Origin of the sequence: Plastoroseomonas arctica, from assembly GCF_018128965.1 — a bacterium.
Classification (GTDB): Bacteria; Pseudomonadota; Alphaproteobacteria; order Acetobacterales; family Acetobacteraceae; genus Plastoroseomonas; species Plastoroseomonas arctica.
This window is the reverse complement of sequence record NZ_JAAEDH010000022.1, coordinates 38473-58633: the sequence shown is the minus strand read 5'-3', so window position 1 is coordinate 58633 and position 20161 is coordinate 38473. Positions and strand designations below refer to the sequence as shown.

General features: G+C 70.7%; 21 protein-coding genes. 12 read left to right on the top strand and 9 right to left on the bottom strand.

The genetic code is table 11. The annotated features are described in order from the left end of the window. Positions 1–7: 7 nt before the first annotated feature. Complete coding sequence (locus tag GXW79_RS17280) at positions 8–502, bottom strand: DUF992 domain-containing protein (RefSeq protein WP_211875693.1); 495 nt, start codon at positions 500–502, stop codon at positions 8–10. Between the two features lie 299 nt (positions 503–801). Here GXW79_RS17280 and GXW79_RS17275 point away from each other — a divergent pair, with 299 nt between their 5' ends. After that, positions 802–1152: a hypothetical protein gene (locus GXW79_RS17275; protein ID WP_211875692.1), complete on the top strand. Its 351-nt coding sequence runs from the start codon at positions 802–804 to the stop codon at positions 1150–1152. 44 nt (positions 1153–1196) lie between these two features. Continuing rightward, a complete protein-coding gene (locus tag GXW79_RS17270; RefSeq protein WP_211875691.1) occupies positions 1197–1874 on the top strand; it encodes a hypothetical protein in 678 nt (225 codons plus the stop codon). Between the two features lie 39 nt (positions 1875–1913). Here GXW79_RS17270 and ugpB read toward each other — a convergent pair whose 3' ends face one another. Beyond that, the gene (gene ugpB / locus GXW79_RS17265; RefSeq protein ID WP_211875690.1) at positions 1914–3263 is read right to left on the bottom strand and encodes a sn-glycerol-3-phosphate ABC transporter substrate-binding protein UgpB; all 1350 of its coding nucleotides are present in this window, start codon (positions 3261–3263) and stop codon (positions 1914–1916) included. 244 nt (positions 3264–3507) lie between these two features. Here ugpB and GXW79_RS17260 point away from each other — a divergent pair, with 244 nt between their 5' ends. The 5 genes from GXW79_RS17260 to GXW79_RS17240 are packed head-to-tail and all read left to right on the top strand — an operon-like array spanning position 3508 to position 7617. Next, positions 3508–4923 (top strand): radical SAM protein, encoded by a 1416-nt coding sequence (locus tag GXW79_RS17260; RefSeq protein WP_211875689.1) that lies wholly within the window; start codon positions 3508–3510, stop codon positions 4921–4923. Beyond that, entirely contained in the window at positions 4920–5693 is a 774-nt protein-coding gene (locus tag GXW79_RS21705) for a DUF547 domain-containing protein (protein ID WP_211875688.1), read from the top strand. Before GXW79_RS17260 ends, GXW79_RS21705 begins: the two co-directional genes overlap by 4 nt. After that, positions 5680–6108: a MauE/DoxX family redox-associated membrane protein gene (locus GXW79_RS17250; RefSeq protein WP_211875687.1), complete on the top strand. Its 429-nt coding sequence runs from the start codon at positions 5680–5682 to the stop codon at positions 6106–6108. The genes GXW79_RS21705 and GXW79_RS17250 overlap by 14 nt, the downstream gene beginning before the upstream one ends. After that, complete coding sequence (locus GXW79_RS17245) at positions 6105–6632, top strand: chalcone isomerase family protein (RefSeq protein WP_211875686.1); 528 nt, start codon at positions 6105–6107, stop codon at positions 6630–6632. The genes GXW79_RS17250 and GXW79_RS17245 overlap by 4 nt, the downstream gene beginning before the upstream one ends. A 22-nt stretch (positions 6633–6654) precedes the next feature. Further along, positions 6655–7617 carry a radical SAM protein gene (locus GXW79_RS17240; protein ID WP_211875685.1) on the top strand — a complete coding sequence of 321 codons (963 nt, stop codon included), beginning with the start codon at positions 6655–6657 and terminating at the stop codon, positions 7615–7617. Between the two features lie 43 nt (positions 7618–7660). On the opposite strand, the gene GXW79_RS17235 is transcribed toward GXW79_RS17240, so the two are convergent. The 4 genes from GXW79_RS17235 to GXW79_RS17220 are packed head-to-tail and all read right to left on the bottom strand — an operon-like array spanning position 7661 to position 10825. Next, positions 7661–8500 (bottom strand): metallophosphoesterase family protein, encoded by an 840-nt coding sequence (locus GXW79_RS17235; protein WP_211875684.1) that lies wholly within the window; start codon positions 8498–8500, stop codon positions 7661–7663. Continuing rightward, positions 8497–9159 (bottom strand): phosphonate ABC transporter ATP-binding protein, encoded by a 663-nt coding sequence (locus GXW79_RS17230; RefSeq protein ID WP_211875683.1) that lies wholly within the window; start codon positions 9157–9159, stop codon positions 8497–8499. Before GXW79_RS17230 ends, GXW79_RS17235 begins: the two co-directional genes overlap by 4 nt. 53 nt (positions 9160–9212) lie before the next feature. Continuing rightward, positions 9213–9959 carry a phosphonate ABC transporter, permease protein PhnE gene (phnE, locus tag GXW79_RS17225; protein ID WP_211875682.1) on the bottom strand — a complete coding sequence of 249 codons (747 nt, stop codon included), beginning with the start codon at positions 9957–9959 and terminating at the stop codon, positions 9213–9215. Then, positions 9959–10825, bottom strand: coding sequence for a phosphate/phosphite/phosphonate ABC transporter substrate-binding protein (locus tag GXW79_RS17220; RefSeq protein WP_211875681.1), 867 nt, complete (start codon positions 10823–10825; stop codon positions 9959–9961). The genes phnE and GXW79_RS17220 overlap by 1 nt, the downstream gene beginning before the upstream one ends. Before the next feature lie 162 nt (positions 10826–10987). Between GXW79_RS17220 and GXW79_RS17215 the strand changes: the two genes are divergently transcribed. The 3 genes from GXW79_RS17215 to GXW79_RS17205 all read left to right on the top strand — a co-directional run bounded on the left by GXW79_RS17215 (position 10988) and on the right by GXW79_RS17205 (position 14313). Next, positions 10988–11629 (top strand): carboxymuconolactone decarboxylase family protein, encoded by a 642-nt coding sequence (locus tag GXW79_RS17215; protein WP_211875680.1) that lies wholly within the window; start codon positions 10988–10990, stop codon positions 11627–11629. 55 nt (positions 11630–11684) lie between these two features. Then, complete coding sequence (locus GXW79_RS17210) at positions 11685–13250, top strand: D-aminopeptidase (RefSeq protein WP_211875678.1); 1566 nt, start codon at positions 11685–11687, stop codon at positions 13248–13250. Between the two features lie 94 nt (positions 13251–13344). Next, complete coding sequence (locus GXW79_RS17205) at positions 13345–14313, top strand: Bug family tripartite tricarboxylate transporter substrate binding protein (protein WP_211875677.1); 969 nt, start codon at positions 13345–13347, stop codon at positions 14311–14313. A 13-nt stretch (positions 14314–14326) separates the two neighbouring features. Here GXW79_RS17205 and GXW79_RS17200 read toward each other — a convergent pair whose 3' ends face one another. Beyond that, a complete protein-coding gene (locus tag GXW79_RS17200; protein WP_211875676.1) occupies positions 14327–16279 on the bottom strand; it encodes an amidohydrolase in 1953 nt (650 codons plus the stop codon). 37 nt (positions 16280–16316) lie between these two features. Beyond that, positions 16317–16934, bottom strand: coding sequence for a YceI family protein (locus tag GXW79_RS17195; protein WP_211875675.1), 618 nt, complete (start codon positions 16932–16934; stop codon positions 16317–16319). 194 nt (positions 16935–17128) lie between these two features. Between GXW79_RS17195 and GXW79_RS17190 the strand changes: the two genes are divergently transcribed. Next, positions 17129–17521: a winged helix-turn-helix transcriptional regulator gene (locus GXW79_RS17190; protein WP_211875674.1), complete on the top strand. Its 393-nt coding sequence runs from the start codon at positions 17129–17131 to the stop codon at positions 17519–17521. A gap of 19 nt (positions 17522–17540) precedes the next feature. Here the strand turns inward: GXW79_RS17190 and GXW79_RS17185 are convergent, their stop codons facing one another. Next, positions 17541–18542, bottom strand: coding sequence for a DUF2891 domain-containing protein (locus GXW79_RS17185; RefSeq protein ID WP_211875673.1), 1002 nt, complete (start codon positions 18540–18542; stop codon positions 17541–17543). Between the two features lie 76 nt (positions 18543–18618). Here GXW79_RS17185 and glpD point away from each other — a divergent pair, with 76 nt between their 5' ends. Beyond that, complete coding sequence (glpD, locus tag GXW79_RS17180; protein ID WP_211875672.1) at positions 18619–20133, top strand: glycerol-3-phosphate dehydrogenase; 1515 nt, start codon at positions 18619–18621, stop codon at positions 20131–20133. Positions 20134–20161: the final 28 nt, after the last annotated feature.

Here is a 20161-nt window from a genome sequence, read left to right as displayed (position 1 = left end):
CGTCGCCTCAGTTTGCCGCGACGAGGGTCAGTTCGCCGACGCCGAGCGCGAGGTTCAGGCCGGTGTTTCCCTCGATGCTGATCGGCTGCAGCGCGATCGAACGATTGCCGCCGCCGAGCAGGACGTTGGCGCCGACGCCGACGCCGGCCGTCGCACCAGCAGCAGCGCCCAGGTAGGTTCCGGCCAGCAGGCCCGGGCGGACGTCCGAGGAGGGGGCGAGCACGCCCCACAGGATCACCGCCGAGCCGACGAAGCCGACATCAACGCCGTAGCGGCTGATGTCGCCGGTGTAGCGCTCGCTGCGGCCGCTGGTGGGCGAGAAGACGCAGGCGATGGTGCGGGTGGAGCCGAACACGAAGCTGGTCCCGGCGGCGACGTCGCAGCGCAGCGACCCGACGCGGACGGTGGGCGATTCGCTCTGCGCCTGGGCCGCCGCGCCGGTGAAGAGGCTGAGGCCCGCCGCGAGAGCAGCGCCCAGAGCGAATTTGTGACGTGAGGACATGGAATGTTCCTTCCGCGATGGCGTTGGCGGAGAACCCGTCCCCGCAGCCGCTTAACGGAGGCGCCTGGGGAAAGTTCCAGCAAGTGGACCCGTTGCGAGGCGCGCAACCGCATCTGCGCGGCCGAATTCCAACGCCATTTCCGCTGCTCGCAGATCTGTTCCGTCGCGTGCTCACGATGAGATGATTGCGTCGCGCGCTTGCGGCCGCTCACGCAGTCTCGCGCCCCGCGGCGGGAACGATCCGATCTGCGCGGCGTTCTCCGCAGAAGCCATTTCTCAAGCACGGGGAGGCCAGTATTATGCGGTCAGGCATCGGTGCTTTTGCGCTGGCAGGGATCACGATCGTCGCGCTTGGCGGCGGCGTCTTCGCGCAGGCGCCGCAACCGCCGCGTGACCCGGCGCCGCTCGCCGGGGCGAACAGCTTCACGGAGCGCCAGGCTAGGTCGCGCCTCATCGATGCGGGGTTCGCCATGATCACCGGCCTGAGCCTCGGCCAGGACGGCGTCTGGCGCGGCCGCGCCATGCGCAACGGAACGACCGACGACGTCGCCATGGATTTTCGCGGCGATGTCTTCGTGGGCGCCGCGGCGCGTGCGCCCGAGGCTCCGTCGCCGGCCGAGAGCCCGGCGCGCGGCGGCACGCGCCCGTAATCGACCCGCCCAGGTCACCCATCATTCACAAAAGGCGCAGCACCATGCCGACACGTACGATCGCACGAATGTTCAACACCGTCGCCGATGCCGAGGCCGCCATCCGCGACCTGGAGGCGGCCGGATTCGACGAGACCGAACTCAGCATCATCCGCGGCACGAACACCACCGGGACCATCGCGGCGGATCGGCACGACAACACCGAGGTTGCACCCGACGCGGCGGCCACGGGTGCCTCGATCGGCGCCGTGGCGGGGGGAGCGGCGGGGCTGCTCGCGGCCTTGGGGACGATCGCCATTCCGGGCATCGGTCCGCTGGTCGCCGCGGGCTGGCTCGTGACCACCTTGGCGGGTGCTGGAACCCTGGCGTTGGCCGGTGGCCTGGTGGGCGCGCTGGTGCAGACCGGCATCGTGGAGAGCGATGCCGCGCTCTATGCCGAAGGGGTGGAGCGCGGCGCCTCCCTCATCACCGTGCGCACCGAGGCGGCGCGCGCCTCGGAGGCGGAGACGATCCTTTCGCGGCATGCCTCGGTCGATAGCACGCCGCGCGACGAGCGCTCCGGCGACGAGGACTGGCGCCCCGATACGGACGGGCTGCCGCCGGATGAGCCGCGCGATCATCTGTCCCGCGCCGCCACCGGCGGCGACGTGCCGCTGAACAATGACGACCCCGAGACCGGCCGGCGTGGCCCGGTGGACCAGACCCCGCGCCGGCAGGGCTGATCCCGGGCGGGACGCGCCGCCCGGCGAGCGCTGGGCCGTTCAGCCGCGGTTGGTGCGCTCGAAATTGCGCAGCACGACGTTGCCCCGCGTCACGGAGGCATCGAGTGCGGCGCGCGCGCCCTGCTGGCCCTGCAGCGCCCGCTCGATCTCCTCCTGCATGATGGTGCGGATCTCGACGAAACCGCCAAGGCGGATGCCGCGGCTGTTCCCCGTCATCTGTCCGCCGCCGCGCAGCAGCTGGGTGATCGGGATGTCCGCGCCGGGGTTTTGCTCGTAGAAGCCGCTGCCGCGCACCTGCGCGAAGGCGGCCTGGGTCACCGGCAGGAAGCCAGTCTCGGTGTGCCACCGCGCGGCCACGGGGGTCTGCGCGAGATGGGCAAAGAATTCCGCGATGCCGCGATTTTCCTCGACCGAACGCACCGCGTTCGGGCCGCGGTTCAGCGCCCAGAAGGCGGCGCCGCCGATGATGGAGTTGATCGGCGCGCCGTTCACATCGGGGTAGTAGGGCAGCATCGCGGCGCCGATATTCGCGATCCCGCCGGGCACTTCGCGCACGAAGCGGGCGCGCGCGCCGGAGCTCGCATGGATCATCGCCGCGGTGCCGTTGGCGAACAGCGCATCGCCCGCACCGTCGCGCCCGCCCCAGCGGAAGGTGCCCTCGCGGCCCATCGCGATCAGCGTCTCCAGGTGGCGGAGCTGCAGCGGATTGTTGACCTGCAGCTCGGTGCCGAGGCCGCCGAAGCCGTTCTCCAGCGTGGCGAGCGGGGTGTTGTGGATGGCGAGAAGCTGCTCCACCTGGCACCAGGTCGGCCAGGCGGTGCTGAACGGCAGGTCGATGCCGGCGGCCTTCAGCTTGGTCGCCGCCTCGCGCAGCGCGGGCCAGGTCTCCGGCGCCTGGTCGGGGTTGAGGCCGGCACGACGAAACGCGTCCTTGTTGTAGAACATGATCGCCGTGGAGGAGTTGAACGGCATCGCCATCATCCGTCCATCGGCGAGCGAGTAGTAGCCGCGCACGGCGGGCAGGTAGTCGGCGAAGTCGATGCGCACCTGTGTCTCGGCGAGCAGTTCGTGCAGCGGCTTGATGGCGCGGCCGGCAGCCATCATCGTGCCGGTGCCGACCTCGAACATCTGCACGATGTGCGGCGCGGTGCCGGCGCGGAAGGCGGCGATCGCCGCGACCATCGTCTCGGGGTAGGAGCCGCGGAAGCTGCTGACGATGCGGTAGCGCGTCTGGCTGCGGTTGTACTCCTCCGCAAAGCCTTCGAGGATGCCGCCGAGCGGCTGGGCGAGCCCATGCCAGAACTGGATCTCGATCGGGCCGCCCTGCGCAAGCGCGGGGGTGGCGAGGGCGGCGGCGACGGCGGCCTGGCCGAGGGAACGACGAAGCATGGCGGTACTCTCCCGGTGGATGGTGCGGCGGTGGAGCTACGCGGTGGGCATTGCCACCCCGTGACAATCATATTTCATTTTGATGAAGCGGCCGAGGTCGGCGTTTCCCCACTGCTCCAACGGCGAGGCCCTCTTCGCCGGCACGCCGGCACAACCCTCACGCCCATGTGCGCAGCAAGGTCGCCTGCATCCGCCACGCCTCGCCACACGTAGACAGGGCCGGAACAGCGATCGGGGGCCGCCAATGACGAACGGATGCAGCGGACGGCCCAAGGCCACCATCCTGCCGGGCAGCATGACCACCGCCGAGATTGCCGCCGCCCGGCCCGAGCCCCTGCCCGCCCCCGGCGCCGATCGCATCGCCGACGCCCGCGCCCGGATGGAGGCGACCGGCCAGTGGCATGACCGCCAGAACATGGGCCGGCGCTGGGGCATAGGCTGCGTCGCGCTTGAAATCACCCAGCGCTGCAACCTCGACTGCACGCTGTGCTACCTCTCCGACCATTCCGAGGCGGTGAAGGACATCCCGCTCGAGGAGGTGTTCCGCCGCATCGACGCGATCCGCGCGCATTACGGCCCGGACACCGATATCCAGATCACCGGCGGCGACCCCACCCTGCGCGACCGGGCGGAACTCGTCGCGATCGTGCGCTACGCGCGCGCGGCCGGGCTTTCGCCGAGCCTGTTCACCAACGGCATCCGTGCGACGCGCGACATGTTGGAGGAGCTTGCCGCGAACGGCCTGGTCGACGTCGCCTTCCACGTCGACATGACGCAGGAGCGCAAGGGCTATCCGGACGAGGCCTCGCTCAACGCGGTCCGGCGCGAATACATCGACCGGGCGCGCGGCCTGCCGATCTCCGTGTTCTTCAACACCACCGTCTATGACGGCAATTTCGCGCAGATCCCCGGTGTGGCGGAATTCTTCGTCCAGCATGCGGATGTGGTGCGCCTCGCGAGCTTCCAGCTGCAAGCTGATACCGGCCGCGGCACGGTGCGCGCGCGCCAGCAGCCGATCACCATCGACACCGTCGCCGGCCAGCTCCGCGCCGGTGCCCGCGCGCCCATCAACTTCGACACCCCGATCGCCGGGCATGACGAGTGCAACCGCTACGCGCTCACCGTCGTCGCCGATGGCCATGTGCACGATCTGATGGATGACCCGAAGGTCCTGGCAACCGCCTTCGAGGTCATGCACGACGCGAAGTTCGACCGGCGGCACCGCGCAAAGACGGTCGCGACGCTGATCGGCCGCTACCTTGCCCGTCCCCGCGCCCTGGCCCGCACCCTGCCCTGGGCGGCGCGCAAGCTGTTGGGGATGTCGGGCGACCTGTGGCGCGCCGGCGGGCGGGCCAACAAGCTCACCTTCTTCCTGCACAATTTCATGGATGCGGAGAATCTCTGCCGCCAGCGCATCGGCGCCTGCGTCTTCATGGTGCAGACCGCCGAAGGCCCGATCTCGATGTGCCTGCACAATGCCAAACGCGACAGCTTCATCCTGCAGCCGCTGCGGGTCGGTGCCGGCGAGGCGGCGCAATGGTGGGATCCGCTGAGCGGCGGCCTGCGGGACAAGGCCGAGGAAACCTCGGCCCCGACCCTGACGAAGAAGACCGCGCGCGGCCGCCGTCGCCTCGAGATCAATCACGGAGCCAGCCGGTGAGAAACGACCCGATGCTGCCGCGCCGCAATCTCCTGCTCGCCGCCGCCGGCCTGCCGCTGCTCGCGCGCGCTGCACACGCGCAGGCGGCCGACCCCGCCTGGTATGCCGCCTGGGACGCGGTGCTGCAGCGGCATGTCGACGCGCAGGGCCGCATCGACTTCGCCGGCCTCGTCGCCAACCCGGGCCCGCTCGACACCATCGCCGAGGCGATCGGCAGTTCGGGCCCCTACGGTGAGCCCGCTGCGCTCGCCTGGCACATCAACGCCTACAACGCGTTGGCGATGCGCGGCATCGTCCAGCGTGGCGTGCCCGACAGCCTCGGGCTGGTCGGCCGCTACTCCTTCTTCGCCAACACCGCCATCCGCATCGCCGGGCGCAACACCTCGCTGAAGGCCTTCGAGGACGACGTGGTTCGCCGCATGGGCGAGGAGCGGGTGCACTTCGTGCTGAACTGCATGGTGCGCGGCTGCCCGCGCCTGCCGCGCACCGCCTTCCGTGCCGCGACGATGGACGCCTCGCTGGCCAGCGCCGCGCGCGAATTCTGCTCCAGCCCCTACCAGGTCCGCCCCGACCCCGCGGCGCGCACCGTGCGCGTGTCGCAGATCTTCGACTTCTTCGGCGGCGACTTCGTCCCAGCCAAGGCGCCCACCGTCATCGCCTACATCAATCGCTGGCGGGAGGCGCCGATCCCGGCCGACTGGACGCTGCGCTTCTTCGACTATGACTGGTCGATCAACCGTCAGCCCGCTGCGGGCCGTGCGGCAGGCTGATCGCATCGCTTGGCCTGTCCCGGCGACGCGCCTCGTCGCCTGGATCCTGGCGCTCGTCTTCCTCGCGACCGGGCTCGGCAAGGCGCTCGACGTGGCGGGGTTCGCCGCGGTGCTGGACGAATACCGGCTGTTCCCGCGCGCGCCGTTGCTGCCCATCGCGGCGCTGATCGTCGTGGTCGAGCTCGGCATCGCGGTCGGTCTTGCGCAGCCGCGCTGGCGTCATGGCGGCGCCATCGCCGCCGGAGCGGTCTCCGCTGCCAACGCCCTGGTGCTCACCGCCACACTGATCCGCGGAATCCCGCTGGAGAATTGCGGATGCTTCGGCGTTTTCCTGGGCCGCCCGCTCACCTGGGCGACCCCGATCGAGGATCTCATCCTGCTGACGCTCGCCGTGTTCGTGGCGCGCCGCACATGACGCCTCTCGCCCGGCGCACCCTGCCCGCGCTGCTGCTGGCACCGAGCGCGGCCCATGCCCAGGACGCCTTCCCCGAGACCACCATCGCCGCCGGCCGAACGCTCCAGCGTCAGGGCATGGCGACGGCGCGCTACATGCTGTTCCCTGTCTATCGCGTCGCCCTCTATCTCGCCGCACCGACCAGCGACCCGGACGCCATCCTCGCCAGCGCCGAGCCGCGGCTGATCCGCTGCCGCTACCTGCGCGACCTGCCGCTCGACCAGGTGACCACGGCATGGGAGCAGAGCTTCACCAGCCTCTGCGGCTGCCCGATGCCGGCCGCCTTCCGCGCCTGGCTGCGCCCGATCCGCGACGGCGAGGAAGAATCGATGCTCTTCCTCGGCCGCACCGCGGAACTCACCGGCCCAGGCCGACCCGCGGCCCGCATCGACGACGCGCTCGCCGCACAGACCCTGCTCGCCTCCTGGATCGGTCCGCGGGCACCAAACGCGGCCTTGCGCCGGGGCCTGCTTGGCGGCACCTGATGACTCACCAGATGGACATCCCATGACCCCGACCGAGCTGCTGCACCGCGCCCGCCCCCTCGCCCCGGAAAAGTTCCAGGACCCGGTGGTGACGGCGAAGGGCGAAACCCGGGCGACCGTCGCTCTCACCGGCCTCAACACGCTGTGGGTGAACACCGGCACGCTGTGCAACATCACCTGCGTCAACTGCTACATCGAGAGCAGCCCGCGCAACGACCGCCTGGTCTATCTCACCGCCGCCGAAGTCGCCGAGCGCCTCGACGAGGCCGCCCAGCTCGGCGCCCCGCTGCGCGAAGTCGGCTTCACCGGCGGCGAGCCCTTCCTCAACCGCGACCTGCCCGCGATGCTGCGCGACGTCCTCGGCCGCGGCCTCCAGGCCATGGTGCTGACCAACGCCATGAAGCCGATGCGCAACCACGCCGCCGCCATCCTCGCCCTCGCCGCCGAATTCGGCGCGGCACTGACCCTGCGCGTCAGCCTCGACCATCACGAGGCCGCGGCGCATGACGCCGAGCGCGGCGAAGGCAGTTTCGCCCAGGCCCTCGATGGGCTCGTCTGGCTCGCGCGTAACGGCGTCACCACCCACGTCGCCGGCCGCGCCGGCTTCGGCGACGCCGGCGAGGCCACGATGCGCGCGGGCTACCGCCGGCTGTTCGAGCAGCACGGCATCCCGATCGACGTCGATGACCCCATCGCGCTCATGCTCTTCCCGGAAATGGACGCGACCGCCGACGTGCCGGAAATCACCACCGCCTGCTGGCGCATCCTCGGCAAATCGCCCGACGCCATGATGTGCGCCTCCTCGCGCATGCTGGTGAAGCGTCGCGGGGCGGAGAAGCCGGCCCTCGTGGCCTGCACGCTGCTGCCCTACGATCCCCAGTTCGAATTGGGGGCGACGCTGGCGGAGGCATCGAAAGCCGTGGCGCTGAACCATCCGCATTGCGCGACATTCTGCGTGCTGGGTGGGGGGGCTTGCTCGCGGTGAAGGAGAAAGGCCGGGAGAAAGAATTCTCCCGGACCCTCTTCTTTTATTTTTGGCGACCGGGGATGGACCAGGTGACCGGCGCGACATTCAGCGCGGTTCCGGTGGCTTCGCGCTCAGGCGCGGGCAACACGTCGAGGGATGGCCATAGGCCGGTCTCCAGGGCCGAGGCGTAGCCTTCAGCGAGGCCCGCGGCGCGCATCGCGGCGGCGGCCGAGCCATGGTCGTATGACAGCGCGCGGCGCTCGATCCGCAGGCCGCCATCCACCGGGGTCAAAAGCGAAAACCACACGCGCGGCGTTCCATCATTCGCCGGCATTCCGATTGCGCCCGCATTGTGCCAAAGCGCATCGCCCACGACGCGCGTGAACGGCAACCCGCAATGTCCGGCGATCACCCCATGGCAGCCCGTCGCGGCGATCTCATCGGCAAAGACCCCGGCTGCATCCGAGGCGAACAGGAAGCGGTTGATGCTCATCGCCCCGCCATGCACCACCGCGAGCCGCCTGCCCCCGATCTCCAACACCAGCCGCCGCGGCAATCCCGCCATCCAGCTCCGGTGCCGCGAGCCGAGATGCCGGTTCGCATGCGCATACCAGCCGCGGGCCAACAGGTCGCAGGTCGTTCCCTCCGCAAAGCCGCAGCCGCAATCATCGGCTCCGGCGGCAAGGTTCTCCTCGCAATTGCCCATGATGGTCGGAATGCCGGCACCCATCATCCGCTCCGTCACGCAGACCGGGTCGGCGCCATACGCGACGACGTCGCCGGTGCAGATCATGCGCTGGGGTGGAATGCCCAGCCGCTCGCCCTCGGCGAGCAGCGCATCCAGCGCCTGCAGGTTCGAATACGGGCCGCCGAAGACCAGGAACGCCGCATCCACGCTCATGGCTCGACCAGCCGGCCATCCACGATGGTCAGGCGGCGGTCGGCGAAGCGCTCGGCAAGCCCGGGCTGATGCAGGCTCACCAGGATGGCGATGCCCTCGCGCCGCGCCAGGTCGCGCAGCAGGACCAGGATCGCCTCGGCATTCTCCGGATCCAGATTGGCGACCGGCTCGTCGGCCAGCATCAGCGGCGCGCGCTGCATCAGGGCGCGCGCGATCGCCACGCGCTGGCGCTGCCCGCCCGAGAGCTGGTCGGCGCGCCGCTCCTCGAGCCCCCCAAGCCCGACGGCGGCCAGGTGCCGACGCGCGAGCGCGCGCTCTTCCGCCGGCCAGAACCCGAACGCGCTGCGCAGGAACCCCACCCGCCCCAGCGCGCCCACCAGCGTATTCGCCTCCACCGACAGTCGTCCCGCGAGCGCATGGTGCTGGAAGATGAGCGACGGCTTCGCACCGCCGGTCGCGATGCTCCCCGTGCTCGGGATCAGCCGCGCGATGGCGCGGATGAGCGTGGTCTTGCCGCTGCCTGATGGACCTTCCAGCACCGCGACCTCGCCCGGCACGAGCACCAGGTCGACATGCGCCAGCACCGCGCGCCCACCCCGCGCGACCGACAGATTCTCGATCCTGCAGCCCATGTCCGGCCCCTTGCTCCAGGCATCCATGGGCGAAATCGCGAGACCGTGCCAGGGCCGGTCCGCGGCGAGCCTCGCATGCTTCACAGCAGCCGCCTCCGCAACAGGGCGGAGGTGCGGTCCACCATCGTCACCAGCGCGACGATCACGATGAGGATCGCGAGCACCCGGCTGAAATCGAGCAGGTCGACGGCGTTCTTCAACTCCTGCCCCAGCCCGCCCGCGCCCACGATGCCGAGTACGGTCGAGGTGCGGATATTCGCCTCCCACACATAGAGCACCGCCGATGCGGTGACCGGCAGCGTCTCGGGCAGCAGCACGACCGCGGCCGCCTGTGCGCGCGAGCCGCCGGCGACCAACGCGGCCTCCAACGGCGCCGGATCGGCCGATTCCAGCGCCTCCGACCACAGCTTGGCGATGGAGCCAGCCGAGTGCAGCGCCACGCCGATCATCCCCGCGAAGGGACCCAGGCCCACGGCCGCGACGAAGATCAGCGCGAAGACGAAGCCGTCGACGCCGCGCAGCGCGTCGAGCAGCGTGCGGATCGGGTGGTACAGGAAGGGCACCGGCGCGACCGGCCGTGCCGCGAAGACCGCGAGCGGCAGCGCGATCGCCGCCGCGATTGTGGTGCCCAGCGTCGCTATCGCCAGCGTCTCACCCGCGCGACGCGCGATGTCGGAAAAACCCGAGAAATCCGGCGGGAAGGCGGTGGACAGCCAGCGCGCCAGGCGCGGCAGCCCCGCCCAGAGCCGGCCGAGATCGGGCTCGACGATCGCGATGCACCCGGCCTGGACCGCGATGAACAGGGCGATCCAGACGCCGCGACGCATCAACCGCCGCCGATGCGACCAAGCGCGCGGCCAGCGGCCTCGATCAGCGCGTAGCTGTCGGGTGTCGCGCCGTTCCAGCCGGTGTAGTTCGTGGGCATCACCTGCGCCGCGGTGGGCGGGTCGATCGTCAGCGCCGCGTCGCGCAGCACGGCCTTGAGCGCCGGGTCGAGCTCGCGCCGCACGGCCAGGGCGTCGTTGGGCAGGGGCTCCGAGCGCCAGACGATCTTGACCTGCTCCTCCCGCACCCGGTTCGCCGCGATCATCGCCGCGAGGTTGCGATCGTAGTCGGTCGCGAGGTCGACCTGCCCGTTGGCCACCGCGGTGACATTGGCGGGGTGCGAGGCGCCGTCGCGATAGCGGAAGAAGCTGCGCACATCGATCCCCTGAGTACGGAACCAGTAATGCGGGATCAGCCAGCCCGAGGTCGATCCGGCATCGGCGAAGGAGATCGACATGCCCCGCGCATCCTCGGGGAAGCGCGCGATGGCGAGTTCCGGACGCGCGAGGATGATGGCCTGGTAGGTCGGCAGGTCGTTGTACTTCACCACCGCGATGGCCTCGGCCCCCGCGCGGTCCTTGGCGAGCACATAGCCCCAAGGTCCCATCCAGGCGCAGTCCACCTGGTCGTTCGCGAGCGCGACCGCGATGCCCGCCCAATCCGTCGTGACGGTCAGTTCGTAGGGCCGTCCGGCCGCGCGGGCGAGGTGCGCGAAGAATGGCTCATAGGCGCGCCGCGTATCGCCCGCGGTCGGTTGGAACGGGCCCACGGCGAAGCGCAGGCGCGTCCCGGATTGTGCCCGCGCGCTGCCCGCTGCGAGCGACAGCGCGGGTGCGGCGAGAAGCAGCGATCGGCGGGACACGGTCATGCGGGGGGTCTCCTTGCTGCCCTATACGACCGGGCAATTGCGACGGATGCGCGACTTGTCAGCAAATCGCGCGATCCCGCGCGACGTCAATGGCGCTGGCTTGCGCCGCCCCCGGGCGGCGTGCACGCTTCCTCGCAACAAGAATTCCTGGGGAGGTCGATCATGCGTACCCTGTTGCTCACCTGCGTGCTCGGCCTCGCCTGGGCGATGCCGGCACTGGCCCAGAACCGCTTCCCGCCCATCGCGCCGGAGCAGATGACACCCGAGCAGCGCGCGCTCGCCGCCGCCATCCAGGGCGGGCCACGGGCTGCCGTGCCGGGGCGCGACAATGCCATCGGCGGTCCGTTCAACCCCTGGCTTCGCAGCCCCGCGACGGGCGACCTGCTGCAGCAGCTCGGCGCCCAGCTGCGCTTCCGCACCTCCATCCCGGCCGCGCTCAATGAGTTCGCCATCCTCATCACCGCGCGCGAATGGTCCTCGCAATATGAATGGTTCGCGCATCACCGGCTGGCGATGGCCGCCGGGCTGCCGGCCTCGGTGGCCGCGGACCTCGCCCAGGGCCGACGGCCGGAGGGGATGGACGAAGACACGCGCATCGTGTGGGAATTCTGCACCGAGCTGCACCGCAACCGCTTCGTCTCGGACGCGACCTTCGAGGCGGCCAAGGCGCGCTTCGGTGAACGCGGCGTGATCGACCTCATCGCGGTCAGTGGCTACTACGTGACGGTCGCGATGACGCTGAACACCGCCCGCGTCGGCCTGCCCGAGGGCGTCGCGCCGCCGCTGCCGGAGCTGCGCCGCTAGCCGCCCGATACGGTTCTGTCTTGCAACGAACTGCGCGGACGGCGAAAACCGTTCCATGGCCATCATCTCCTACGCCCGTGTCCATCGCCGCATCGCGTCCCTGCCGCGCGAGTATCCCGGGCCGGGCGGTGCCGTCGCCGTGCTGCGGCGCGGCGAGGTGGTCGCCCGGCACAGCTGGGGCTGGGCGAATGCGGAGCGGCGCATCCCGTTCACGCCGCGCAGCCTGTTCCGCATGTGCTCCATCACCAAGCAGTTTACCTGCGCGCTGCTGCTCGACTCCTTTCCTGATCCGACCGTGCTCGACGCCGATGTGCGCCAGCGCCTGCCGCTGCTGGACCAGGCCGTGCCCGGCGCGCTGCACCTCGCGCATAACCAGTCGGGCCTGCGCGACTACTGGGCGGTGGCCATGCTGCACGGATCGCCGGTGGAGGCGCCGTTCGGGGCGACGGAAGCGCAGCGCCTGATCGGCGCCACGCGAAGCCTGCACTTCGCCCCCGGCACGCGGTATTCCTACGTGAACCAGAATTTCCGCATCCTGTCGGACATCCTCGAGGCCCGCACCGGCCGCAGTTTTGGCGAGCTTCTCCGCACCCGCATCTTCGAGCCCGCGGGCATGCACACCGCCTTCGTGGCCGAGGATACCCGCGCCATGCCTGACGGCACCGAGGGCTATGAAGGCTCGCAGGAGCGGGGCTTCCGCGCCGCCGAGAACCGCATCCTCTGGACCGGCGATGCCGGGCTCGGCGCCAGCCTCGACGACATGATCGCCTGGGAACAATCCGTCGACGCCTCTCGCGACGACCCCGAAGCGCTGTACAGCCGCATGGCCCGACCCGTCGCCTTCGCCGACGGCAGCCCGGCACTCTACGGCTTCGGCCTGGCGCGCGGATCCGACTTCGGCGAGGCCTGGACCGGCCATGGTGGCGCGCTGCGCGGCTGGCGCAGCCACAGGCTCTATCTGGCCAAGGAACGCCTCTCCGTGGTGGTGATGTTCAACCACCTCGCCGATGCGCATGCCGCCGCCCTCGACGTGCTCGGCGCCGCGCTCGGCAAGGAGCGTCCGGCGCATGCTGCCGGCCTGCCCGACCCCATCTGGCTCGGCATCTGGCGCGAAGCCGAGACGGGGCTCGCGGCGCGCACCGACCGGCTGCCCGATGGCGCGGTGCGCCTGCGCTACGGCCACAGCGCCGAGCGGCTGGAGCTGCGCGAGGATGGTTCCGCGAGCAATGGCCGCACCACGCTGCGCCATGCGGCGGACGGCCTGCACATGGCACGCCCGCAGGAGAACCAAGCCAGCCGCCTCGTGCCGCTGGCGGGTGAGGCGCGGGCCGATGTGGGCGGCCGCTACCACTGCGCGGAACTCGACGCGACGCTTACCGTCGCCGATGCCGGCGGCACCATCTACGCCGCCTTCTGCGGCATGCTCGGCGAGGGGCGGATGGAGCTGCTCGAACCGATCGGGCGGGATGTCTGGCTGCTGCCTTGTCCGCGGGCGCTGGACCACACGCCGCCCGGCGACTGGACGCTCGCCTTCCGGCGCGACGGGCGCGGCGCGGTGGAATCGGTGCAGGTCGGGTGTTGGCTGGCGCGCAACCTGACCTACACGCGCCTGCCCGGCTGACGTGCGATTTGCCTCCCTCGTCGGAGGTCGTCACGATGGCGCGCAGAGACGTTCGGCCACCGGCCCCAGGACGCAACGACGGGAGCGACACACGATGACCCACCCCCTGCCCCGCCGCATCGCACTCGGCCTCGGCGCCGCGGTTCTCGCGGCCCCTGCCCTGCGCGCGCAGCCGGCCTCGATCCGCATCATCGTGCCCTTCGCCGCCGGCGGGTCCACCGATGCGGTGGCGCGGCTGGTTTCGCCGGGGCTGACGCAGCGGCTCGGACAGCCTGTGATCGTGGAGAACCGCTCCGGCGCGGCCGGCGCCATCGGCACCGACGCGGTGGCGAAGTCCCGTCCCGACGGCACCACCTGGCTGCTCACCTTCGACAGCCACGCGGTCATGCCGGTGCTGCTGCCGAGCCTGCCCTTCGACCTCACTCGCGACCTCGACCCCGTCATGCTGATCGGCGGTGCGCCCTATGTGCTCGCGACCAAGACCGACAAGCCGTACCGGTCGCTCGCCGATGTGGTGACGGCGGCGCGCGCCAGGCGCGACGGCGTCTCCTACGGCAGCACCGGCAATGGCACGATCGGCCACCTGACGATGATCCAGCTGCAGTCGCGCACCGGCACGTCCATGCCGCACCTGCCTTATCGCGGCGGCGGCCTCGCGGTGAACGACACGGTCGCCGGCCATATCGAGATGATGATCGGCTCCGCCGCGCTGGTGGCCCCCCATGTCAGCGGCGGCACACTGCGCGCCGTCGCGCAGTTCGGACCCACGCGCCTGCCCGGCCTCGCCGAGACACAGACCGCGCTCGAAGCCGGCTTCGACGGGCTGACGGCCGAGGCCTGGTGGGGCGTCTTCGCCCCGCACGGCACGCCCGCCGAAATGGTCGCGCGCATGAACGCCGCGCTGCGCGAGACGCTGAACGAGGCGCGCGCGCGGCAGATGATGGAGCAGACGCAGCAGGCGCGCCTGGTGCTGTCGGACCCCGAGGGGCTCAAGACCTTCCTCGACGCGGAGATCGCGAAATGGTCGCGCGTGGTGCGCGAGAACAACATCCGCGCCGATTGATAGCCGGGCGGCTTCAGACCGCCCAGCAGGCGCAGCCGAAGCTGCCCCAGAACCCCGCGGCATCCGCGGCCGGTGCCGTTGCCGCCCAGGCGGATGCGTGGTCATGCCCATGCACCCCGCAGGCGGTGCCGCACCCGCAGGCGGCGACCGCTTCGGCCATCAGCCGCGGCCGCCCCGCCTCCGCACGGCGCTGGAAGCCGCCGAAATTCCGCACGGGCGACCATTCCGGCAGCACCGGCGGCGCCGGCGGCGCGAGGGACGCGAAATCCCCGGCCCCGAACACCACCCGGCCGCCGAGCAGGGTCAGCACCGCCTCGATGTCCTGGATGGCATCCTCCGGCACCGCGAAGTAATCCGCCGAGAGCACCGCAAGATCGGCGAGCTGGCCGACCATGATCTGGCCCTTCTTGCCCTGCTCAGTCGAGAACCAGGTGTTGGCCTGGGTCCAGAGGCGCAGCGCCTCCTCGCGGTCGAGGCGATTGGCCGGCGGGTAGATGCGCAGGCCGCCCAAGGTCTGCCCGGTCACCAGCCAGGCCAGGCTGACCCAGGGGTTGTAGGAGGCGACGCGCGTCGCGTCGGTGCCCGCGCCGACCGGCACGCCGGCCTCGAGCATGCGGCGGATCGGCGGCGTCCGCTCGGCGGCGGCGGCACCGTAGCGCTGGGTGAAATACTCGCCCTGGAACATCATGCGGTGCTGCACGGCGATGCCGCCGCGGAGCGCTGCGATGCGGTCGATGTTGCGGTCCGAAATCGTCTCGCAATGGTCGAAGAACCAGTGCAGGTCACCGATCGGCTGGTCGCGATTGACCTTCTCGAACACGTCGAGCGCGCGGGTGATGGTCTCGTCATAGGTGGCGTGCAGGCGCCAGGGCCAGCGGTTCTCGACCAGCCTGCGGATCACCCCCTCGAGCTGGCCCTCCATGCTCTGCGGCAGCTCCGGGCGCGGCTCGCGAAAATCCTCGAAATCGGCGGCGGAGAAGACCAGCATCTCGCCGGCGCCATTGTGCCGGAACAGGTCGTCGCCCTGGCCGGGGCGCACCGCGCGGCCCCAGCGGCTGAAATCCTCGAGCTCCTCGCCGGCCTTCTGGGTGAACAGGTTGTAGGCGATGCGGATCGTCAGCTCGCCATCGGTCGCGAGCTTCTGGATGATGGCGTAGTCGTCGGGGTAGTTTTGGAAGCCGCCGCCTGCGTCGATCACGCCGGTCACGCCGAGCCGGTTCAGCTCGCGCATGAAATGGCGCGTTGAGTTCAGCTGCTGGTCCGGCGGCAGCGCGGGACCGCGCGCGAGCGTGGCGTAGAGGATCAGCGCGTTGGGCTTGGCCAGCAGCAGCCCGGTAGGCTCGCCCGCGGCATCGCGCTGGATCTCGCCGCCCGGCGGGTTCGGCGTGTCCTTGGTGTAGCCAACGGCGCGCAGCGCGGCGCGGTTGAGCAGCGCGCGGTCATAGAGGTGCAGGATGAAGACCGGCGTATCGGGTGCGGCCGCGTTCAGCTCATCGAGGGTGGGCAGGCGCTTCTCGGCGAACTGGTGCTCGGTGAAGCCGCCCACCACGCGCAGCCATTGCGGCGGCGGGGTGACCTGCGCCTGGCGGCGCAGCATGGCCATCGCGTCGGCCAGGCTGCGCACGCCGTCCCAGCGCAGCTCCATCGTGTAGTTCAGCCCGCCGCGGATGATGTGCATGTGGCTGTCGATCAGGCCGGGAACGGCACGCCGCCCGCGCAGGTCGATCACCTGCGTGTTCGGCCCCGCGCCGGGCAGGATGGCACGGGCCTCGCCCACCGCGGAGAAGCGGCCGGCGGTGATGGCGACCGCCTCAGGGTTCGGATTGGCGCGGTCGAGCGTGGTGAAGCGCCCATTGGTCAGGATGATGTCGGGCGCCGCCTGCGCCATGGCGCTGCCTCCGAGAAGGGTAGAAACGCCGATTGCCGCGGCGCCCTGGACCGTGCCACGGCGGGTGCTGGTGGTCATGGTTTTTTCTCCGGCGATGAGGGCTCGGACACCGCGGTCACGGGCGCGCGCGCTGGTGAAATTCCGCTTCGATCAGCACCTCCACCTCGTCGCCGATCGCGGGGGCGAGGTGGGTGAAGCCCCAGGCCGACCGCGCGACCACCGCGCGCCCGGAGAATCCCAAGGCCGGCACGCGCTCGATCGGGTGTTCGCGCAGCGCGCCGTTGAAGCGCGCCTCGATGACCAGCGGCCGCGTCACGCCCAGCAAGGTGAGGTCGCCATGGATGCGCGCATTGCGGTCGCCGGTGGGTTCGATGCGCGTCGCGACGAAGCCGATTCGCGGGTTTTGCCCAGCGTTGAGGAAATTGGCACCGCGGGCGATCTCGGCGTCGAAATCCGGCGGCCCGGGGAAATCCGTCCGCACCGAGAGGGGGTCGATCGCGACGGTGAGCCGGCTCTCCGCGGGGCGTGCGGGATCGAGGGTCAGGGTCGCCTCGATCCGCGTAAAGCGCGCCGTGTAGAAGGACAGCCCGAAATGGCTGACGCGCCAGGTCACCGAGGCATGCGCGGGGTCGATCCGGTATTCGCCGGTCGGCATTTCGGACAGGGCGGTCTGCGCATGCGCCGGAACCGCCGCCGCGATCAGCAGCGCGGCCAGCGCGAGCCACCTCGCCATCCGGCGGCGCGCGTTCCCCCGGCGTGGCTGAGTGTTTGAGTTCTGCCCTCGCATCATGCGGTCGGTCGCGCACGGCTTTGCAGTGGTGATGGGCACAGGCATGCTCCCTCCGGTGTCGAGCGCAGAATGGGGTGCCCCGCTGCCGCCCACAATTCGTTACCAGGAGGTCACCGGTCGTGATGGATGGACCTGACATGGCGCGCAGCATGGCCGCGGGCTGCCCGCTGGATCGCGTGCTGGGATTCCTCGCGCGGAGCTGGACGGCCGATGTGATCCACGCGCTTGGCGCGGGCGGCCCGCTGCATTTCTCCGCCCTGCGACGGGTTCTGCCGGGCCGTGCTTCCGCGCGCATGCTGTCGGTGCGGGTGAAGGACTTGCATGCCATCGGCCTGATCTCGCGCACCCAGGCCAGCACCGGCCGCCGCGAGGTCTTCTATGCCCTGACCGAGGATGGCGTGGCGATCGACATCGCCATCCGCCGCTTCGCGCTGGCGCTGGACGCCTCGCCGCTCCCGGCCGCGTTGGCGGCGCGGGCGCGCGCGGAAGAATCGCCGGCGATGGCGCTGAGGTCGCTTGCCTCGCGCTGACGTGATCGGATCGCCTTCCCTAAGGCTCGTCGAGCGCCAGTACCGCGAAGCTCGCGAGCCAATGCTCGCCCATGTAGTCGCCGGCGATGTGCGGCAAGCCCGCGGCCAGATGACGGTCGGCTGCCTCCGCCATGATGGCGCGGCGTGCGTCGCCGGGCGCGAGGCCCGCGGCGATGCTGCGCCAGCACCAGGCGCGGCTGAGGTTCAGCCCATCCAGATGCGCGATCTTGCCGTCGGTCCGGTCGCTCACGCTCGCAGGCTCGAACAGCGTGGCGGGTTCGCGCTCGGCGATGCGCGGGAGGAAGCGGTCGAACCAGGGTTGGAACTCCGTCGCCGGCAGAAGGCGCCGCATGCAGGCGGCCTCGATCAGCGCCGAGGAGAGGAAGTCGTCGCCGCTCGGTTCGCCCCAGGCCGGGCAATCCGCATCCGTGCCGTACCAGTGCAGCGCCGTGTCGCGCAGCAGCGCGAGCAGTCCGGCATCCGCGGTGCCCTTGGCGTAGTCGGCGGCCATGCGCAGCCCGAAGGCCGTGTTGAAATGCGTGCCCACCCGGACCGGATAGGTGGCGCGCGGCAGGAAATCGCGGAAACGCTGGGCGAAGATCTCGGCCAGCGGCGCGAGGGCGCGCGCCCATCGTGGCTCCTCGAGCAGGGACAGCTCGTGCGCGAGCTTGAGCAGCCAGGCCCAGCCATAGGGCCGCTTGAACCCGCGCGCCGTGGGGGCGGCCAGGTAGTCGCATTCGACCGCCACCTTCTCCGCCACAAGCTGCGCGTCGAACAGGGCTCGGATGGCATCGGCCGGCGGCATCGCGGGGAAGCGCCGTACCAGCCGCGCAAGCATCCAGTAGCCATGCACGCAGGAATGCCAGTCGTAGCTGCCGAAGAAGACCGGATGCAGCTGGCGGGGCGTCCGCGCATCGGTGTCGCCCGCCAGGGTGTGGTCCGGCTTGTTGGGGTATTCGCGCCGCACGTGACCAAGTGCGATGCTGGCGAAATGCGCGGCGTGTTCGGGCGTGAGGGTCATGCGCACGATCATCGGGCAGGCCCGGGGTGGCTGTCGACCACCGGACCCACCGATCGCGGCGTGCGTTGAGGAGCGGATGGTGGAACGGGCCTACGACATCGCGGTGATCGGCGGCGGCATCAACGGGGCTGGCATCGCGCGCGACGCCGCCGGGCGCGGCCTGTCCGTGTTCCTGTGCGAGATGAACGACCTGGCCAGCGGCACCTCCTCCTGGTCGACCAAGCTGGTGCATGGGGGCCTGCGCTATCTGGAATTCTACGAGTTCCGCCTGGTGCGCGAGGCGCTGGCGGAACGCGAGATCCTGTGGGCGATGGCGCCGCACGTGATCGGCCCCCTGCGCTTCGTGCTGCCGCACCATAAAGGGTTACGGCCGGCCTGGCTGCTGCGCCTGGGGCTGTTCCTCTATGACCATCTGGGCGGCCGGCGCCTGCTGCCACCGACCCGCACGCTGGACCTGCGCACGGATGCGGCGGGCCTGCCGCTCAAGCCCGGGCTGTTTGCCAAAGGGTTCGAGTATTCGGATTGCCGGGTCGATGATTCCCGCCTGGTGGTGCTGAATGCGCTGGATGCCGCCGAGCGCGGCGCAACCATCGCGACCCGCACCGCGCTGGTCGGCGCCGAGCGGCAGGACGGCGCCTGGCACCTCCGGCTGCGCGACACCGTGACGGGCGAGGCGCGCGCCATCACCGCCCGCGCCCTGGTCAACGCCGCCGGCCCCTGGGTGTCGGAGGTGCTGCACGACCGGCTCGGCCGCGCATCGCGCGCACAGGTGCGGCTGGTGCAGGGCTCGCACATCGTGGTCCCGAAGCTGTACGACCATGACCGCTGCTACATCGTCCAGACCGGCGACGGGCGCATCGTCTTCGCCATTCCCTATGAGGGCGAATTCACGCTGGTCGGCACCACCGACCGCGACTACCAGGGCGACCCCGCCAAGGTCGCGGCGACGGCCGAGGAGATCGCTTATCTCTGCGCGGCGGTGAATGAACACTTCGCGCAGCAGGTGAGCGCGGCCGATGTGGTCTGGGCCTTCTCCGGCGTGCGGCCGCTCTATGATGACGGTGCGAGCGAGGCGCGCGCGGCGACGCGCGACTACGTGTTCGAGATGGACAGCCCTCTCGGTGAAGCCCCGTTGCTGTCCATCTTCGGCGGCAAGATCACCACCTATCGGCGGCTGGCGGAAGCCGCGGTCGCGCGGCTCGCCCCGCTGCTCGGCGCTGCGTCGGAGCCCGGCTGGACGGCTGAGGCCGCGCTGCCCGGAGGCGATTTCCCGGTCACGGGGCGGGATGCACTGGCCGCGCGGCTGCGCGCCGAGGCGCCGACGTTGAGCACCACAGCCGCCGCGCGCCTTGCTGCGACCTATGGCACGCGCGCGCTGCGCATCACCGGATGCAGGGCGGGTCTCGGACGCGACTTCGGCGGTGGGCTGAGCGAGGCGGAGCTGGGCTACCTCATGGATGTCGAATGGGCGCGCACCGCCGAGGATGTGCTGTGGCGGCGCACGAAACTCGGCCTGCACCTGCGACCGGAGGCAGCCGCCGCGATTGATGATTGGATGCGCGCGCGATCGAACGCCCGGGTGACCAGCTAAAGGCGGCGCAGTCGCGCGTCGTGGCGTC

What these genes read in the sequence shown, in the direction of transcription:
- GXW79_RS17220 (WP_211875681.1), bottom strand. Translation starts at nt 10,825, where the DNA reads ATGACCGTGTCCCGCCGATCGCTGCTTCTCGCCGCACCCGCGCTGTCG.
- GXW79_RS17200 (WP_211875676.1), bottom strand. Translation starts at nt 16,279, where the DNA reads ATGACCACCAGCACCCGCCGTGGCACGGTCCAGGGCGCCGCGGCAATC.
- GXW79_RS17270 (WP_211875691.1), top strand. Translation starts at nt 1,197, where the DNA reads ATGCCGACACGTACGATCGCACGAATGTTCAACACCGTCGCCGATGCC.
- GXW79_RS17260 (WP_211875689.1), top strand. Translation starts at nt 3,508, where the DNA reads ATGACGAACGGATGCAGCGGACGGCCCAAGGCCACCATCCTGCCGGGC.
- GXW79_RS17235 (WP_211875684.1), bottom strand. Translation starts at nt 8,500, where the DNA reads ATGAGCGTGGATGCGGCGTTCCTGGTCTTCGGCGGCCCGTATTCGAAC.
- ugpB (WP_211875690.1), bottom strand. Translation starts at nt 3,263, where the DNA reads ATGCTTCGTCGTTCCCTCGGCCAGGCCGCCGTCGCCGCCGCCCTCGCC.
- glpD (WP_211875672.1), top strand. Translation starts at nt 18,619, where the DNA reads ATGGTGGAACGGGCCTACGACATCGCGGTGATCGGCGGCGGCATCAAC.
- GXW79_RS17275 (WP_211875692.1), top strand. Translation starts at nt 802, where the DNA reads ATGCGGTCAGGCATCGGTGCTTTTGCGCTGGCAGGGATCACGATCGTC.
- GXW79_RS17210 (WP_211875678.1), top strand. Translation starts at nt 11,685, where the DNA reads ATGGCCATCATCTCCTACGCCCGTGTCCATCGCCGCATCGCGTCCCTG.
- GXW79_RS17280 (WP_211875693.1), bottom strand. Translation starts at nt 502, where the DNA reads ATGTCCTCACGTCACAAATTCGCTCTGGGCGCTGCTCTCGCGGCGGGC.
- GXW79_RS17245 (WP_211875686.1), top strand. Translation starts at nt 6,105, where the DNA reads ATGACGCCTCTCGCCCGGCGCACCCTGCCCGCGCTGCTGCTGGCACCG.
- GXW79_RS17240 (WP_211875685.1), top strand. Translation starts at nt 6,655, where the DNA reads ATGACCCCGACCGAGCTGCTGCACCGCGCCCGCCCCCTCGCCCCGGAA.
- phnE (WP_211875682.1), bottom strand. Translation starts at nt 9,959, where the DNA reads ATGCGTCGCGGCGTCTGGATCGCCCTGTTCATCGCGGTCCAGGCCGGG.
- GXW79_RS17185 (WP_211875673.1), bottom strand. Translation starts at nt 18,542, where the DNA reads ATGACCCTCACGCCCGAACACGCCGCGCATTTCGCCAGCATCGCACTT.
- GXW79_RS17215 (WP_211875680.1), top strand. Translation starts at nt 10,988, where the DNA reads ATGCGTACCCTGTTGCTCACCTGCGTGCTCGGCCTCGCCTGGGCGATG.
- GXW79_RS17205 (WP_211875677.1), top strand. Translation starts at nt 13,345, where the DNA reads ATGACCCACCCCCTGCCCCGCCGCATCGCACTCGGCCTCGGCGCCGCG.
- GXW79_RS17195 (WP_211875675.1), bottom strand. Translation starts at nt 16,934, where the DNA reads ATGGCGAGGTGGCTCGCGCTGGCCGCGCTGCTGATCGCGGCGGCGGTT.
- GXW79_RS17190 (WP_211875674.1), top strand. Translation starts at nt 17,129, where the DNA reads ATGGCGCGCAGCATGGCCGCGGGCTGCCCGCTGGATCGCGTGCTGGGA.
- GXW79_RS17230 (WP_211875683.1), bottom strand. Translation starts at nt 9,159, where the DNA reads ATGGATGCCTGGAGCAAGGGGCCGGACATGGGCTGCAGGATCGAGAAT.